Annotated in this window: 15 protein-coding genes; 10 read left to right on the forward strand and 5 right to left on the reverse strand. The window is 73.8% G+C overall.

Annotated elements, in window-relative coordinates:
• The first annotated feature begins 1 nt into the window (after position 1).
• From ACFTXQ_RS11860 to ACFTXQ_RS11880, 5 genes are all read left to right on the forward strand, one after another.
• The gene (locus tag ACFTXQ_RS11860) at positions 2-880 is read left to right on the forward strand and encodes a branched-chain amino acid ABC transporter permease (protein WP_382638831.1); all 879 of its coding nucleotides are present in this window, start codon (positions 2-4) and stop codon (positions 878-880) included.
• Complete coding sequence (locus ACFTXQ_RS11865; protein WP_382638834.1) at positions 877-1845, forward strand: branched-chain amino acid ABC transporter permease; 969 nt, start codon at positions 877-879, stop codon at positions 1843-1845. The genes ACFTXQ_RS11860 and ACFTXQ_RS11865 overlap by 4 nt, the downstream gene beginning before the upstream one ends.
• Positions 1842-2612 carry an ABC transporter ATP-binding protein gene (locus tag ACFTXQ_RS11870; protein WP_382638838.1) on the forward strand — a complete coding sequence of 257 codons (771 nt, stop codon included), beginning with the start codon at positions 1842-1844 and terminating at the stop codon, positions 2610-2612. The genes ACFTXQ_RS11865 and ACFTXQ_RS11870 overlap by 4 nt, the downstream gene beginning before the upstream one ends.
• On the forward strand, positions 2609-3319 hold the full coding sequence (locus ACFTXQ_RS11875) for an ABC transporter ATP-binding protein (RefSeq protein ID WP_382638841.1): 711 nt from the start codon (positions 2609-2611) through the stop codon (positions 3317-3319). The genes ACFTXQ_RS11870 and ACFTXQ_RS11875 overlap by 4 nt, the downstream gene beginning before the upstream one ends.
• A gap of 117 nt (positions 3320-3436) precedes the next feature.
• Positions 3437-3733 carry an antibiotic biosynthesis monooxygenase gene (locus ACFTXQ_RS11880; protein ID WP_382638844.1) on the forward strand — a complete coding sequence of 99 codons (297 nt, stop codon included), beginning with the start codon at positions 3437-3439 and terminating at the stop codon, positions 3731-3733.
• Here ACFTXQ_RS11880 and ACFTXQ_RS11885 read toward each other — a convergent pair.
• Positions 3714-4826 (reverse strand): CapA family protein, encoded by a 1113-nt coding sequence (locus ACFTXQ_RS11885; protein ID WP_382638847.1) that lies wholly within the window; start codon positions 4824-4826, stop codon positions 3714-3716. The two genes, ACFTXQ_RS11880 and ACFTXQ_RS11885, sit on opposite strands and share 20 nt — an antisense overlap.
• 58 nt (positions 4827-4884) lie before the next feature.
• On the opposite strand from ACFTXQ_RS11885, the gene polX reads away from it, so the two are divergent.
• A complete protein-coding gene (gene polX, locus ACFTXQ_RS11890; RefSeq protein WP_382638850.1) occupies positions 4885-6612 on the forward strand; it encodes a DNA polymerase/3'-5' exonuclease PolX in 1728 nt (575 codons plus the stop codon).
• A 43-nt stretch (positions 6613-6655) separates the two neighbouring features.
• Here the strand turns inward: polX and ACFTXQ_RS11895 are convergent, their stop codons facing one another.
• Entirely contained in the window at positions 6656-7465 is an 810-nt protein-coding gene (locus tag ACFTXQ_RS11895) for a DeoR/GlpR family DNA-binding transcription regulator (RefSeq protein WP_382638855.1), read from the reverse strand.
• A gap of 129 nt (positions 7466-7594) precedes the next feature.
• On the opposite strand from ACFTXQ_RS11895, the gene galT reads away from it, so the two are divergent.
• The 3 genes from galT (at position 7595) to ACFTXQ_RS11910 (ending at position 10974) form a co-directional block, all read left to right on the forward strand.
• On the forward strand, positions 7595-8644 hold the full coding sequence (galT, locus tag ACFTXQ_RS11900; RefSeq protein WP_382638858.1) for a galactose-1-phosphate uridylyltransferase: 1050 nt from the start codon (positions 7595-7597) through the stop codon (positions 8642-8644).
• Positions 8641-9828, forward strand: a complete 1188-nt coding sequence (gene galK, locus ACFTXQ_RS11905; protein ID WP_382638861.1) for a galactokinase — start codon at positions 8641-8643, stop codon at positions 9826-9828. The genes galT and galK overlap by 4 nt, the downstream gene beginning before the upstream one ends.
• 81 nt (positions 9829-9909) lie before the next feature.
• Positions 9910-10974, forward strand: a complete 1065-nt coding sequence (locus ACFTXQ_RS11910; protein WP_382638864.1) for a LacI family DNA-binding transcriptional regulator — start codon at positions 9910-9912, stop codon at positions 10972-10974.
• On the opposite strand, the gene ACFTXQ_RS11915 is transcribed toward ACFTXQ_RS11910, so the two are convergent.
• The 3 genes from ACFTXQ_RS11915 to ACFTXQ_RS11925 are packed head-to-tail and all read right to left on the reverse strand — an operon-like array spanning position 10958 to position 14309.
• Entirely contained in the window at positions 10958-11668 is a 711-nt protein-coding gene (locus ACFTXQ_RS11915) for a TSUP family transporter (RefSeq protein WP_382638867.1), read from the reverse strand. The two genes, ACFTXQ_RS11910 and ACFTXQ_RS11915, sit on opposite strands and share 17 nt — an antisense overlap.
• The gene (locus ACFTXQ_RS11920; RefSeq protein WP_382638870.1) at positions 11665-13053 is read right to left on the reverse strand and encodes an amidohydrolase family protein; all 1389 of its coding nucleotides are present in this window, start codon (positions 13051-13053) and stop codon (positions 11665-11667) included. The genes ACFTXQ_RS11915 and ACFTXQ_RS11920 overlap by 4 nt, the downstream gene beginning before the upstream one ends.
• Positions 13050-14309, reverse strand: a complete 1260-nt coding sequence (locus ACFTXQ_RS11925) for a uracil-xanthine permease family protein (RefSeq protein WP_382638873.1) — start codon at positions 14307-14309, stop codon at positions 13050-13052. The genes ACFTXQ_RS11920 and ACFTXQ_RS11925 overlap by 4 nt, the downstream gene beginning before the upstream one ends.
• Before the next feature lie 447 nt (positions 14310-14756).
• Between ACFTXQ_RS11925 and ACFTXQ_RS11930 the strand changes: the two genes are divergently transcribed.
• Positions 14757-15938 (forward strand): cytochrome P450, encoded by a 1182-nt coding sequence (locus ACFTXQ_RS11930; RefSeq protein WP_382638876.1) that lies wholly within the window; start codon positions 14757-14759, stop codon positions 15936-15938.
• Positions 15939-15999: the final 61 nt, after the last annotated feature.

Raw genomic sequence — 15999 nt, forward strand, 5'->3', positions numbered from 1 at the left:
CATGACCGGATGGTTGGACGGCAACCTCGTCAGCCTCGTCGACGGGATCGCCTTCGGTCTGCTGCTCTTCACGATCGCCGTCGGCCTGTCCCTGGTCTTCGGCATGATGGACGTGCTCAACCTGGCGCACGGCACGCTCTACCTCGTCGGCGCCTACATCGCCTACGCGCTCTCCGACGGCGGCGTGTGGGGGCTGCTCCTCGCGCTGGCCGCCGGCGCCCTGGCCGGCGCCGCGGGCGGAGCGGCCCTCACGTTCCTCACCGCGCCGCTGGCCCGGCGCGGGCACCTGGACCAGGCCGTGCTGACGCTCGGCATCACCTTCATCGTCGCCGACCTCCTCGCCGCCGGCTTCGGCGGCGAGGTGCTGCCCACGGATCCGCCGGCGGCCCTGCGCGGGACGGTGGACCTCCTGGGCCACGCGTACCCGGTCTACCGGCTCGTCTTCATCGGCGTCGCGGCCGGCCTCGCGCTGCTCGTGTACCTCGTCTTCGAACGCAGCTCGCTCGGAGCGCTGGTGCGGGCCACCGTCGCCGACCGGGACATGGTCCGCGCGCTGGGCGTCGACATCCGCAAGGTGCTCTACGGGGTCTTCGCCCTCGGCGCGGCCCTCGCCACCGTCGGCGGCGTCCTCGGGGCGCCGATCCTCGGTCCCGGGCCCGGCGTCGACGAGACCGTGCTCGTCCTCTCGCTCGTCGTCGTGGTCGTGGGCGGCCTCGGATCCGTGCGCGGCGCGCTCGCCGGGGCCCTGCTCATCGGCCAGGTCCAGACCCTCGGGGTGGCGCTGCTCCCCGAGTACGCCCCCTTCCTCCTCTTCGGCACCATGCTGGCCGTACTCGTGGTCCGCCCGAACGGCCTCGTCCCGTCGGCGGTGCGCGCGTGAACCCCTCCAGATCCTCCGTACGGCGCCTTTCGGTGACCGCCGTGGTCGTCGCGCTCACCCTGGCCCCCTTCGTCCTCGGCGCGTACGCCGTGGGCACCCTGTCGCGGATCCTCGTGTTCGCCCTCCTCGCCGTGAGCGTCAACCAGCTCACCGGCCTGACCGGACTGCCGACCCTCGGCCAGTCGGCGTACTTCGGCGTCGGCGCCTACACGGCGGCGATCGTGGCGACGAAGGTCACCGACATCGGTGCGGTGCAACTCATCGTCGCCGCGGGTGTCTCCGCGCTGGTGGCCGTCCCCACGGGATGGCCGGCCGTGCGGGCGCGGGGCGTGGTGTTCCTGATGCTGACGCTGGCCATCGGCGAGATCGTCTACAGCGCGGCCGTCAACTGGAAGTCCCTGACGAACGGTTCCGACGGGATCTCCGGCATCCCGCCCGTCGTACCGCTGCCCGGCATGGACCCGCTGGAACTCGACGGGCTCGTCTACTTCTACGTCCTGGCCGTGTTCCTGCTGCTCTTCGCGGCCGTGTCCCGGCTGGGTGCGACACCGTTCGCCCTCGCCCTGCGCGGAATCCGCGACAACGAGCACCGGATGCGCGCGATCGGGTACCCCACGCGCCGCTACGCCCTGACGGTCTACTGCGGCGCGGCGGGCCTGGCCGGCGCCGCCGGGGCCCTGTGGGTGTCGGTGCAGCGGTTCGTCTCGCCCGGCGACGCCGGATTCGAGATCGCCGCCCTGGCACTGCTGGCCGTCGTCATCGGCGGCGCCGGCTCGATGTGGGGCGCCTGCGCCGGTGCCGCACTCGTCTGGCTCACCCGGGACTACCTCGGAAACCTCGAAGCCGTCGCCGGACGCGGGCCGCTGCTGCTCGGACTGCTCTTCGTCACCGCCGTCTACACGCTGCCCCGCGGGCTGGCCGGCGTACGGCTCCCGCACAGACCCCACCGGAAGAGGACGGCGTGACGGACCTCGATCTACTGCAACTACACGGGGTGTCACGGCACTTCGGCTCCTTCCGCGCCCTGGACGAAGTCGACCTCACCGTGCGGCACGGTGCCCGGCACGCCGTCATCGGCCCCAACGGCGCGGGCAAGTCGACACTGTTCGGCCTCATCTCGGGAACGCTCCCCGCCACCGCCGGAACCATCCTCGTCGACGGCCGGGACGTGACCCGGCTGCCCGTGGACCGCCGCGTCGCGCTCGGCGTCGCCGCCACCTTCCAGCACTCCAGTCTCTTCCTGCGCGAGACCGTCCTGGAGAACGTCCTGCTCGCCGTGTTGCGCCGGGCCGCCGGAACCGGATGGGGACTCGGCGGCCTGCGCAGGGTGAGCGCCCGGGCCGACGCGATCGCCCGGGCCCGCACGCTGCTCGAACGCGTGGGCCTGCCCACCCGGCACGACACCCGGGCGGCCGAGCTCTCCCACGGCGAACGGCGGCAGCTGGAAGTCGCCGTCGCCCTGGCAACCGAACCCCGGCTGCTGTTGCTGGACGAGCCCGCCGCGGGCATGTCCCCGGCGGAGACGGCGCGACTCACCGAGCTGATCGCCGCCCTGCCCCCCGACGTGACCGTACTGCTCATCGAACACGACCTCGACATGGTCTTCGAACTCGCCGACACGGTGACGGTCATGCACCTCGGCAGACACCTGATGACCGGCTCCCCGGACGAGGTGCGGGCCTCCGCCGAGGTCCAGAGCGCCTACCTCGGCACCACGGAGGTTCCCTCGTGACACCCTTCCTCAGCATCCGCGAGCTGCGCTCCGGCTACGCCGGTGGCGTGGTCCTGGGCGGCGTCGACCTCGACCTCCAGGCCGGTGGCACCGTCGCCGTCCTGGGCCGCAACGGGGTCGGCAAGACCACCCTCGTCTCCACCGTCGCGGGGTTCGTCCGGCCGTACGGGGGAAGCGTCACCTTCGACGGCCGGGAGCTCGCCGGGTCCCGCGTCGACGTCATCGCCCGCGCCGGCGTGGGTGTCGTCCCGCAGGGGCGCCGGGTCTTCGCCCCGCTGACCGTGGCGGACCACCTGGCGATCGCCTCCCCGCGGCGGCCGCCGCGGGGCCCGTGGACCAGGGCCCGCGTCCTCGACCTGCTGCCGCGGCTGGGCGAGCGGCTCGGCCACCGCGGCGACCAGCTCTCCGGCGGCGAACAGCAGATGCTCGCGATCGCCCGCGCACTGCTGGGCAATCCGCGCCTGCTCCTGCTCGACGAACCCTCCGACGGCCTGGCCCCGGCGGTCGTCGCCCAGGTCGGCGAGGTGATCCGCGAGGTGACCGCGCAGGGCACGGCGGTGGTCCTCGTCGAGCAGAACCTGGGGCTCGCCCTCTCCGTCGCCCAGGACGTCGCGGTCATGCAGAAGGGCCGCATCGTCCACCGGACGTCCTGCGCCGCGTTCCGCGCCGACCCCGAGGGCCGGCGCCGCCTGCTGGGCGTGGAGTGACCGGGGGCCACGGCCTCCCGTCCGGTCCACGCCCTGAGGCGGAAGGGGCCCGGCGGACCTACGGTGGTCGAAGAGACGGGCCGGGCCGCAACGGTGCCCGCCCTTGAGGAGGCTGCCATGGAGGAGCACTGCGTCTGGGTGACGACGCGCCGCATCAAGGAGGGCACCCTGGAGGAGTTCGAGCGCGCGTGGCGCCCGGAAACCCGCCCCGAGGGCATGCGCGGCGCGTTCGCGTACTGGTCCGAGGACGGTCAGGAGGTCACGGGAGTCTCGCTCTGGGACTCGCGGCAGGCGTGCGACGCGTGGCGGTCCTCCGACGCGGAGAAGCGGCGGCGCGAGGTCATGGGACCGTACGTGGTCGACGAGCGGGAGAGCTTCCACCGGGGACGCGAACTCACCCTCCCCGCACGGTGAGGGCGCCCTCCGGATCGAGGGCGAGGCGGGTCCCGAAGGCGCGGCCGGTGCGGGCGAGGACCTCGTGGAGCCAGGCGCAGTCCTCCCGCGAGGCGTGCCGCAGCCGCATCCGGTGGGCCTGGAGGGGGACGAGACGGGCGTGGTCGAGCCGGCCGGTGTCCGGCTCCACCGCGAGGAAGTACAGCAGCCGCAGGTCGTCCCGGTACCGCTCGTTGCCGCCGATGCCCTCGTAGTCGTCGATCAGGTCGCCGCAGCCGTAGAGGACCGGATGCCCCCGGTACACCTCGAACGGGCGCGGATGGTGCGAGGAGTGCCCGTGGACCACGTCGGCGCCGCCGTCCACGAGCGCGTGCGCGAAGCGGACCTGCTCGCGGGGGACGGCGTGGCCCCAGTTGGAACCCCAGTGGATCGAGACGACCGCGAGGTCACCGGACCGTTTCGCCCGCCGGATGCGCCCGCTCACCTCGGCGGCGGCCGCGGCCGAGGACTCGTCGCAGAAGTCGACCCCGCTGCGGTCCGCCGTGGCCGCCCACGTGTGGGGGATGCCGCTCGACGCCGTCCCCAGGGAGAACACCAGCAGGCGCCGCTTCCCGGAGAGGGGCAGGACCACGGGCCGCCGCGCCTCTTCGAGGTCCCGGCCAGCTCCCGCCGCCCGCAGCCCCGCGGCGGCGAGCGAGTCGAGGGTCTCGGCCAGCCCGCGGCGGCCGTAGTCCATGACGTGGTTGTTGGCGAGCGCACAGGCATCGGGCCGGGCGGCGGCCAGGCACGGCAGGTTGGCCGGGTGCATCCGGTAGTGGACCGACTTGCCGGGCGCGACGTCGTCGCTCCGGGTGACCGAGGTCTCCAGGTTGAGGATCCGGGCATCGGGCGCGGCCGCGTCGAGCAGGCCCAGCGCCTCCCCCCAGGGCCAGGAGAAGGGCGCGCGCCGCGGAACCGTGCCGTTCGCGGCCTCCGCCAGCTCGACGTACGTCCGCGCGTCGGAGACGTACGCCTCCGGCAGGGCCGGGTCGCCGGGGTGCGGAAGGATCTGGTCGACGCCGCGGCCGAGCATCACGTCACCGGCGAGGAACAGCGTCACGAGGTCAGCGCCCACACCTCCAGGCTAGGCCGTCCGGGGTGCCCGGCCGCCGCCCGGAGCGCACCCTGGAGGCATGGTCCGAGCCAACGACCAGGTCGAGGCGCTGCTCCAGGAGTACGCGGACCTCATCGCGATCCGGGGCGGGGAGGCCTTCAAGGCGCGTGCCTACGAGAAGGCCGCCCGCGCCGTCGGCGGCTACCCGCAGGACGTCTCGGCACTCGACGCGAAGGCCCTGCGCGAGATCCCGCACGTCGGCAAGTCGGTCGCCGACAAGATCCTGGAGTACCTGCGGACCGGCCGGATGTCCGTCGTCGACGAGGCCAGGGCGTTCGTACCGGCCGGAGTGCGCGAACTGATCGCCATCCCGGGGCTGGGCCCCCACAAGGCCATGGCCCTGTACGAGGAGCTCGGCATCACCTCCGTCGACCAGCTGCGGGACGCCATCCAGCAGGAGCGGCTGCGCGATCTCAAGGGCTTCGGCGAGCGGACCGAGGAGAAGATCCTGCACGGCATCGCGGTCCTCCAGAAGGCCGGCGAGGGCCGGATCCTGGTCAGCGCCGCCATGGACGTCGCCGAGCAGCTCGTCGCCGAGCTGTCGCAGATCCCCGGCTGCGTCCGGTGCACGTACGCGGGCTCCCTGCGCCGCATGCGGGAGACCATCGGTGACGTCGACATCCTGGTGGCGGCGCGCCGCTCGGCGCCGTTCATGGAAGCCCTCACCGCCCTCCCCGCCACCGCCGAGGTCATCGCCCGCGGGGAGAAGAAGACCTCCGTACGGACCGCCACCGGACTCCAGGTGGACCTGCGGGTGCTGCCCCCCGCCTCCTGGGGCGCCGGGCTCCAGTACTTCACCGGCTCCAAGGCGCACAACATCCGCACCCGCGCGCTCGCGGTGCGCCAGGGCCTCAAGCTCTCCGAGTACGGGCTCTTCGACGCGGAGAGCGGCGAGAGCATCACCTCCGCGACCGAGGAGGAGATCTACGCGAGGCTCGGACTGCCCTGGATACCGCCGACGCTGCGCGAGGACCGCGGCGAGATCGCCGCCGGACTGCGTGGTGAACTCCCCGACCTCCTCACGGAGAAGGACATCCGCGGCGACCTGCACACCCACACCGACCTCACCGACGGACTGGCCCCGCTGGAGGACATGATCGCCGCCGCCGCGGCCCGCGGCTACGCCTACTACGCGGTCACCGACCACGCCCCGAACCTGTACATGCAGCGCATGACCAGCGAGAAGATCCTCGCCCAGCGCGAGCGGGTGCGCGCCCTGGACGGCACCCGGCACCGGATGCGGCTGCTGCACGGCACGGAACTCAACATCGGCCCGGACGGCTCACTGGACTGGCCCGACGAGTTCCTCGCGGACTTCGACCTCTGCGTGGCCTCCGTCCACTCCCACTTCGACCAGAGCAGGCAGGAGCTCACCCGCCGCCTCATCCGCGCCTGCGAGAACCCGTACGTCGCCGTCATCGGCCATCCCACGACCCGCCGGATCGGCAAACGCCCCCGTATCGACGCCGACTTCGACGCGGTCTTCGAGGCCTGCGCGCGGACGGGCACCGCCCTGGAGATCAACGCGCATCCGGAGCGGCTCGACCTCTGCGACGAGGACGTCCTGAGCGCGAAGCGGTACGGCGTGAAGTTCGCGGTGAACTCCGACGCGCACGCCACCACGCACCTGCCGTACATGCGCTACGGGGTGGGCACGGCCCAGCGCGGCTGGCTGACCAAGGACGACGTCATCAACGCGTGGCCGCTGACGAGGCTGCGGAAGTTCCTGCGCGGCAAAGCAGCCTGACGGGGCGTCCGGGACATCGGGCGCGCCCTGCCGGCTGCCGCGCTCAGTGCTCCTCGCCCGCGACGAGGAGTTCGCCCACCGCCTCGGTGAGGACGGCGCGGGCGGGCGCGGGCATGCCCGCGTCGGTCACGAACCAGTCGGCCCGGTCGAGGGCGGCGAAGCTGCTGAGCCCGACCACCCCCCACTTGCTGTGGTCGGCGACGACGGCGACCCGCCGCGCCGAGGCGACCAGCGCCCGGTTCGTCTGGGCCTCCATGAGGTTCGGCGTGGTCAGCCCGGCCCCTTCCGCCACTCCGTGCGCGCCGAGGACCAGCAGGTCCACGTGGAGGGAGCCGATGACGAGGTCGGCGAGCGGCCCGACCAGCGCGGCCGACGGGGTGGGGGAGCCGCCGGTGAGCAGCAGGGCGGGGGCGTCGGCCCCGCCGTCGCGTTCGGCGGCGCGCACCAGCTCCGCCACCGGGAGGGAGTTGGTGACGATGGTGAGCCGCGGAACGCCGAGCAGCCGGGCGGCGACCGCGTGCGCGGTGGTGCCGCCCGAGACCGCGACCACGCTGCCCGGTTCCACCAGGGTGGCGGCCGTGTCCGCGATGGCGGCCTTGGCGGCCCCCTCCAGGCCGGACTTGGCGTCGAATCCGGGCTCGTGCCCGCTGGTCCCGGCCGGGGCGACGGCCCCGCCGTAGACCTTCTCCACGGCGCCGAGCCGGGCGAGGGCGTCCAGGTCCCGGCGGACCGTCATGTCCGAGACGCCGAGCCGGCCGACCAGGTCCGCCACCCTCACCGCGCCGTCGCGCCGGACCGCGTCCAGGATGAGCGCACGTCGCTGGTGGGCGAGTTGGGCGGACTGCTCGGCCACGGTTCCCTCCGGGGAGGATCGGCGGATCCGGTCGGAAGGTCGCAAGATAGCACGGCAGGGTTGTTTGAGCGTGGGGAATGCCCGCCCACAGGCTGGTGGATGATGTTTGAAGATGTTTATTCTTGGTGGGTGAAGAAGACCCTCGCGAAACTCGCGGACGGCCGCGAACTGATCTACTTCGACACCGGCGAAAGCGCCGTGCGCGACGCGCCCGACCGGCGCCCGCTCGACCGCGTGCGCAGCGAGCCGGAACTGCGGCGGGACGAGGCGACCGGCGACTGGATCACGATCGCCTCCCACCGCCAGGACCGCACCTACCACCCGCCCGCCGGCGCCTGCCCGCTCTGCCCGTCCCGGGACGGCCGGCTGGGCGAAATCCCCGCCGCCGACTACGAGGTGGCCGTCTTCGAGAACCGCTTCCCCTCGCTCGCCGGCGCGGCCGGACGCTGCGAGGTGGTCTGCTTCACCCCCGATCACGAGGCCCGTTTCGCCGACCTCACGCCGGCCGCCGCCCGCCTGGTCCTCGACGCGTGGACCGACCGCACCGCTCAGCTCTCCGCACTCCCGGGCGTCGAACAGGTGTACTGCTTCGAGAACCGGGGCGCCGAGATCGGCGTGACGCTCGCCCACCCCCACGGCCAGATCTACGCCTTCCCCTTCGCGACCCCGCGCACCGCCAAGATGACCGCCGCCGCGGCCGCCCACCGCGCCGCCACCGGACGCAACCTCTTCGAGGACCTCCTGTCCCGTGCCCGCACCGCCACCGAACGCGTCGTCACCGCCGGGGAACACTGGACCGCCTTCGTTCCCTACGCCGCCCGCTGGCCCTACGAGGTGCACCTCTACCCGCACCGCCGCGTCCCCGACCTGACCCGCCTCACCGAAGCCGAGCGGGCCGAGTTCCCGGGCGTCTACCTCGACCTGCTGCGCCGCTTCGACCGGCTGTTCCCCCTGCCCGGGCAGCCGGAGCGGTGGGCGCCGGCCCCGTACGTCTCGGCCTGGCACCAGGCACCCCGTACCGGCGGCGGGGAACTGGCCCTGCACCTGGAGCTGTTCACGGTCCGCCGGACCCCGGACAAGCTCAAGTTCCTCGCCGGTACGGAATCCGGCACGGAGGCCTTCATCAACGACGTGGCCCCCGAGACGGCCGCCCGCCGACTGCGGGAGGCCCTGTCGTGACCGGCCGGTGGGACGAGGACGGCCGGGCCGACCGGGTCGCCGACACCTTCCGACGGCTCTACGGCGCCTCCCCGGACGGGGTCTGGGCGGCCCCGGGCCGGGTCAACCTGATCGGCGAACACACCGACTACAACGACGGGTTCGCCCTCCCCGTGGCCCTCCCGCAGACCACCCTCCTCGCCGCCCGCGCCCGTACGGACGGACGCCTGCGGCTGCACAGCGCGCAGGGCGACGGCCGGATCACCGAGTTCGCGGTGGCCGCACTGACCCCCGGCGCCGTGACGGGCTGGGCCGGCTACCCGGCCGGCGTGGTCTGGGCACTCGCCGGGGCTGGACACCCCGTCGGGGGCGCGGACCTCCACTTCGACAGCACGGTGCCCACCGGCGCCGGCCTCTCCTCCTCCGCCGCGCTGGAGTGCGCGGTCGCCGTCGCCTACGACGAGCTGTACGGGCTGCGCCTGCCCGGGCCCGAACTGGCCCGGACCGCGCAGCGCGCGGAGAACGCCTTCGTCGGCGTCCCCTGCGGGATCATGGACCAGATGGCCTCCGTGTGCTGCACCGCCGAGGCCGCCCTCCACCTCGACGCCCGCACCCCGGAGCACCACCGGCAGGTGCCCTTCGACCTGGCGGGCCAGGGGCTGCGGCTGCTGGTGATCGACACCCGGGTCACCCACGACCTCGGCGACGGTGCGTACGCCGCCCTGCGCGCGGGCTGCGAACGCGCGGCCGCGCTGCTCGGCCTGCCCGCCCTGCGCGACCTGCCCGCCGGGGAACTCCCACGGGCGCTGGACGCCCTGCCGGCGGAACTCGCGCCCCTGGTCCGCCACGTGGTGACCGAGAACGCCCGCGTCGCCGAAGCCGTCTCCCGGCTGCGGGAGGGCGATGCCGCGGCCCTCGGCCCGATCCTCACCGCCGGCCACGCCTCGCTCCGCGACGACTACCGCGTCTCCTGCCCGGAGACCGACCTCGCCGTGACCACCGCACTGGACGCCGGGGCACTCGGCGCCCGGATGACCGGGGGCGGCTTCGGGGGCTCGGTCATCGCGCTGGTGCAGGCCGGGCGGGAGAGCACGGTGGGCGGCGCCGTCACGGCCGCCTTCGCCGCCGCCGGCCACCGCCCCCCGCGCCTCCTGGAGGCCGCCCCCGCCCCGGGCGCCCGCCGCCTCCGACCGAAGACGCGTTGAGCCGGAGGCTGTGACGGGCGCCCCGCCCGTCGGCGATGATGGAGATCACCAGTGCCCAGCGTGAGGGGAGCGCCGCCGCAGATGTCCACTTCCGGCTCCGGCCCGAGGCCGCCGACGATCGCCGACGTCGCGCGGGTCGCCGGGGTGTCCCGCACCACGGTCTCGCACGCCCTCAACGGGATCGGTAAGGTCGACCCCCGCACCCGGGAGCGGATCAAGCAGGTCGCCGGCGAGCTCGGCTACCGGCCCAACCTGCGGGCCCAGCGGTTGAGGCGCGGGCAGGCCAGGGCCATCGCCCTCGCCTCGTCCATGCCGTTCGCGGTGGCCGGAGGGCCGTCCCGGCTGGGGTTCTACATGGAGGTCGCCGCCGCTGCCGCCGAGAGCGCCCTCGTACACGACTACGCGCTGGTGCTCGTACCGCCCGTGATGTCGGGATCCGCCCTGTACTCCGTCGACATCGACGGGGCCATCGTCGTGGAGCCCGACGCGGACGACGCGGCGGTGGCCGTACTGAAGGAGCGCGGACTGCCGTACGTGGCACTCGGCAGGCCCGTGTCCCCCGAGGAGGACGCCCCGTACGTCGACCTGCGCGGCGGGACCGTCGCCGAGCTGCTGCTCACCCACCTCCACGAGCAGGGCGCCCGGAAACCGGCCCTGTTCATCGGCTCCGGCGCCCGGCACTCCTCGGTGGACGCGCGCGCGGCCTACGAACGGGTCGCCGAGGCGCACGGCTGGGAGCCCATCGTGGCGACCGCCCCCGAATCGGGCGGCGAACAGGCCGGCTACGAACGGTGCGCCGCCCTGCTCGCCCGGCACCCGGAGATCGACGCGGTGTGCGCGCTGGTGGACGCCTTCGCGGTGGGCGCCGTACGGGCGGTCCGGGCCAGCGGGCGCGCCGTCCCGGACGACGTCATGGTCGTCACCCGGTACGACGGCCTGCGCGCCCGCACCTGCGAACCGCCCCTGACCGCCGTGGACCTCGGCCTGGACCGGGCGGCGGCCGGTGCGGTGGAGCTGCTGCTGGCCCGGTTGCGCGGCGAGGCCGACGCCGCCAGGACGGTGGCGGCTCCCGAGCCGCGGCTGATCGCCCGGGCCTCCTCGCGGCGCGGCGCGGCCCCCGCCCCCACGGTCAGCGCCCGATCATGAGGACCACCCCCGAGACCAGGGCGAACACCAGCACGCACAGCCGCATCCGCCGCGCGTCCAGCCGGTGGTGCACCAGGCGGCTCAGCCACGCCCCCACCCCGATCGCCGGCACCAGGGCGAGCGCCCAGCCGAGGTCCGCGGGGTTCCCCTTGCCCGTCGCGAACAGCAGCAGCAGCGAGGCGACTTCGCCGACGAGGAAGCACGCGGCCACGGTGGAGCGCAGCTCGGCCGGCGGCCGGTGCTGGTAGACCAGCGCCAGCGGCGGCCCGCCCACCCCGGTGGCGGTTTCCGTCAGGCCGGTCACCACCCCCGCGCCCACATAGGCGGCCCTGCCGGGCGTGAACGCCGGCGCGGCCAGGCTCACGACGGCCGCCAGCACGGTGGCGAGGCCCACGAACAGGCCCAGACGCCGGTCGGGGATCACCCAGAGCAGCGCCAGACCGGCGGGCGTCGCGGCGAGCCGGGCGGCGGTGATCCAGCCCGCGCCGCGCACGTCGAGTGAGGCCCGTTCGCGCCAGGCCACGTACGCGTTGAGGGGGATCATCGCCGCCAGGACGAACACCGGGAGCAGGCCGGGATCGAGGATGCCCGCCACCGGGGCGACGATCAGCGCGAATCCGAGCCCGCTGCTGCCCTGGACGAACGCGGCGGCGGTCACCGTGACGGCGAGCACCACCAGGGTCAGCGCGGTCACCGTGCGGCGCTCCGTTCCCGTGCCTGCGTGGAGGTGGGGTGCACGCGGGTGACGGCGGCCCGTCCCAGGGTGGCGCGGGCCAGGCCGGCCGCCTGCCGTACGAGGGCGGCGGCGTCCCAGTCGACGGGCCGGCCGCTCCACAGGCGCATGCGGCCCGCGACGAACACGGCGCTGATCTGGTCGCGGTTGCCGCGCCGGACCAGCTCCCAGGGCAGGTCCCAGGACAGTGCGAGCTCCGGGCCGGTGACGTCGACGAGCAGGAAGTCGGCGGCCAGGCCCTCGGCGATCGTGCCGGTCCGCGCACCGAGGCCCACGGCGTCGGCGCCGCCCCGGGTGGCGTGCTCCAGCCAGGTCCAGCCGGCGCCGCAGGACGAGTCGCCGGTGACCAGCCCGTAGGCGATCCGCTGGGCGAACTCGGCCGCCTCGGCGAGGCGGAACCCGTCGCCCCGCGTGCCGTCCGTGCCGAGCCCGAAGCGGATGCCGCGTTCGGCCATGGCGGTGGCGGGCGCGACGGCGTTGCCCTTCCAGGCGCTGGCGACGGGGTTGTAGCTGACCGCCGTACCGGTGTCGGCGAGCAGGGTGAGCTCGCGCGGCGTGAGGAGGGTGGCGTGCGCGGCCAGCAACTGCGGGCCGAGGGCGCCGATCGCGTGCAGGTGCTCCAGGGGGCGCAGCCCGTGGCGTACGAGAGAGCGCTCGACACCGGCCAGGTGTTCGTTGACGTGGATCTGTACGACGGCCCCGGACTCGGCGGCGAGTCGAGCCGTGCCCCGCAGCGTCCCCTCGGTGGCGGCCTCGGGGATGGAGACGGCGAGGGACGGGTGGACGAGCGGGTCGTCCGCGTAGCGCGCGAGGTGCTTCTCGGCGGCCTCCAGGACGGAGGCGCCACCGCCCTCGGCGTCGTTGCAGACCAGACCCAGCACGCACCGGATGCCGGCGTCGCGCGCCGCCGAGGCGACCACCTCGGCGTCGACACCGGCGCGCGTTCCGGCGTCGGCGACGGTGGTGAAACCGCCGCGCAGGGATTCGAGAGCGGCCAGCTTGGCGGCCACGTACGCCGATTCCTCGTCCAGCGCCCCCTCCAGCGGCTCCCACACCCTGCGGAAGATCTCCGACGGCTCCCCGAAGGCGAGCGCGGAACCGAAGCTCTGCGTGAGGTGGTGGTGGGAGTCGACGAACCCGGGCATCAGGAGCCGGCCGGGCAGTCGTACGGGGTCCAGGTGCGGATGCCGGCGCACCAGCTCACCGGCGGGCCCGACGGCGCGGAAGGAGCCGTCGGCGACGACGACCGCGTGGCCGTCGGCGGGCCCTTCGGGCAGCAGGACGGCATCCGGCAGGAGGAGGAACGGCCCGGGGCCGTGCAGGAGTTCGCGGACGGGCTGGTTCATCGGTCGCTTTCCGTACGGGCGGTGGCGAGGCGGGCGGCGATGCCCGGCCTGACGTGGTGGAAGAGGATGTTGAGGACCGCCGCGACGAACGCGCCGACGGCGACGCCGCTTTCGAGGAGGATCCGGACGTTCGGCGGGAAGCCCCCGTACACACCGGGAACGAGGATCGGCAGCAGGCCGAGCGCGAGGGCGACCGCGCAGATGAAGGTGCTGGTGTGCTTGTCGAGGTCGGAACGGCCCAGCATCTGCACGCCGAGCACGGTGATCACGGCGAAGACGACCATCGCGGTGCCGCCGACGACCGCGGACGGGATGACGCTGATGGCCCGGGTCACGGGGGCGAGGAACCCGATGGCGATCAGGACGAGACCGGCCGCTGCGGTCACGAACCGGCTGCGCACGCCGGTGACGCGGACGATGCCGATGTTCTCGCCGCTGGTGACCAGGAGCGGCAGCCCGAAGAACCCGCCGAAGAGGGAGGTGAGCGCGTCGCCGCGAACGGTCCTGGGGACGGCGGTGCGCGTGTCGATCTCCTTGCCGACGGCTTCGGCGTTGATGACGGTCTGGCCTGTCGCCTCCGCCATGGAGGCGAGGCTGTAGAGCATCAGAGGCAGTGCGGCGACCAGGTTGAACTGGGGTGAGCCGAACGGCAGCAGGTGCGGCAGGGTGAGCAGGCCGCCGTCGGCGGCGCGGCCGAGGTCGACGGAACCGAGGGCCGCGGCGAGGGCGGTGCCGGCGAGGAGGCCGAGCATCACCGCCAACTGGCGCAGGATGCCGCTGAAGAGGAGGTAGAAGGCGACGGTGAAGCCGATGGTCGCCAGGCCGAGCCCGAGGTTGGCGGGGTCGGCGAAGCCCGGCTGGCCGGGCCGGCCGGTGACCAGGACCGCGCCGACCTTCACCAGGTTGACGCCCACGATGACGATCATCGTGCCGATGACCAGGGCCGGGAAGAAGGCGAGCAGCCTGGAGAAGAGGGGCAGGACGACGAAGGTGAAGGCGGCGGTGAGGATCACCGCGCCGGTGGCCGTGGGCAGGCCGTGCTGGTCGGCGATGGCGAGGAACAGGATGAGGGGCGCGCCCCCCGGAAGCATCACGAAGGGCAGCCGCGGCCCGAACTTCCAGGGGCCGAGCGACTGGATCAGGGATCCGACCCCGGAGAGCACGAAGGCCGCGGAGAGGAGGTTGACGGTGAGCGCCGGGCTGAGGCGCAGGGTCGCGCTCATCAGGAAGATCGCCGAGATGGGGGTGGCGGCCATGACGAGGACGTGCTGGATCCCGAAGAGCAGGATCCGGCCGAGGGGCCGGGACTCGTCGACGGGGTGGGGTGTCGCGGGAGTGGGCGCGGGACTAGGCGCAGGAGTGGACGTGGGAGTGGACGTGGACGTGGGCGCCGGGTGCTCCGCACCGGGCAGGGTCTCGCGGGGGCTTGACACGTTCAGGCTCCGTTCGGGCGTTGCTGCACGCTCGGATTTCAGCCGCGATCCGGCCCTGGACGGAGAGCCAAATCGATTTGGCCAAATCGATTTGGCCGCAAGTATCCGAGCGCCCGCGCCCAGCGTCAAGGCTTCCGGCAGGGATCCGCAGGACCGGCCGGCGCGCAGTGCGGTGAACAGCCCTTTAGTCGTGCTTTATCGGGGTTGTGGAAGATGCCGCGTCATCGCGGGCGGTCCCTCCGCCCGCCGTCCTAGCAGCCAGGGGGCCGCATGCTGCCCAAGTTCCCCATGTCGCGCCAGTGCCCGTACCACCCGCCCGCCGGCTACGAGGAGTTGCGGAAGGAAGGCCCGCTCGCGCAGGTGCGGCTATACGACGGGCGCACCGCGTGGGCCGTCACCGGCTACGCCGAGACGCGTCGGCTCCTGGTCGATCCGAGGCTCTCCTCCGACCGGTCCCGGCCGGACTTTCCGGTACTGGTGCCCCGGATGGCCGCCGCGAAGCTCGTCGCGCTCGTCGGGATGGATCCGCCCGAGCACGACGTGCAGCGCCGCATGCTCATACCGAGCTTCACCGTGAAGCGGGTCAACTCGCTGCGGCCGGCCATCCGCCGGATCGTCGTGGAGCGGATCGACGCGCTGGTGGCCGGCGGGCGCCGGGAGGCCGATCTCGTACCGGAGTTCGCGCTGCCCGTGCCGTCCACCGTCATCTGCGAACTGCTCGGAGTGCCCTACGGGGACCACGAGTTCTTCGAGGAGCAGACCCGCCGGATGCTGCTCGCCACCAGCACCGCCGAGGAGGCCGCGGCGGCGAGCGCCACCCTGATCGGGTACTTCGAGGAACTGATCGAGACCAAACTGGCCGAGCCCGGCGAGGGGTTGCTCGACGAGCTCATCAGGGACCGGCTCGCAGCGGGGGAGCTGACCCGGGCCGAGGTCGCCTCCATCGCGATGTTCCTGCTGGTCGCGGGCCACGAGACCACGGCGAACATGATCGGGCTGAGCGTTCTCGCGCTCCTGGAACACCCGGGGCAGCTCGCCCGGCTGCGCGCCGACGAGGCGCTCGCGCCCGGTGCGGTCGAGGAACTCCTGCGGTTCCTGTCGGTCGCGGACGAGCTCCAGCGGGTGGCGGCCGCCGACATCGAGATCGGCGGCCGGGTGATCCGGGAGGGCGACGCCGTCTACCTGCCGAACGCCGCGGCCAACCGTTCGCCGGAGGCCTTCGCCGATCCGGACGTCCTCGACGTCGGGCGCGGCACCCTGCACCATCTGGCCTTCGGCTACGGCGTCCACCAGTGCATCGGCCAGAACCTGGCCCGCGCCGAGCTGGAGATCGCCCTGGTCGAACTGGCCGTACGGCTCCCGGGGCTGCGGCTCGCCGAGCCGGTCGAGCGGTTGGGAACCAAGCCCGGCGGCTCGGTCCAGGGCGTCCTGCGGCTGCCGGTGGTCTGGTAGCCGCAGCAGGGCGCGGCGCGAGCAGGGTGAGGTACGACGAGACGGCGGTGGGCGCCGGGGG

Origin of the sequence: Streptomyces sp. NPDC057010 (assembly GCF_042673805.1) — a bacterium.
GTDB lineage: Bacteria > Actinomycetota > Actinomycetes > Streptomycetales > Streptomycetaceae > Streptomyces.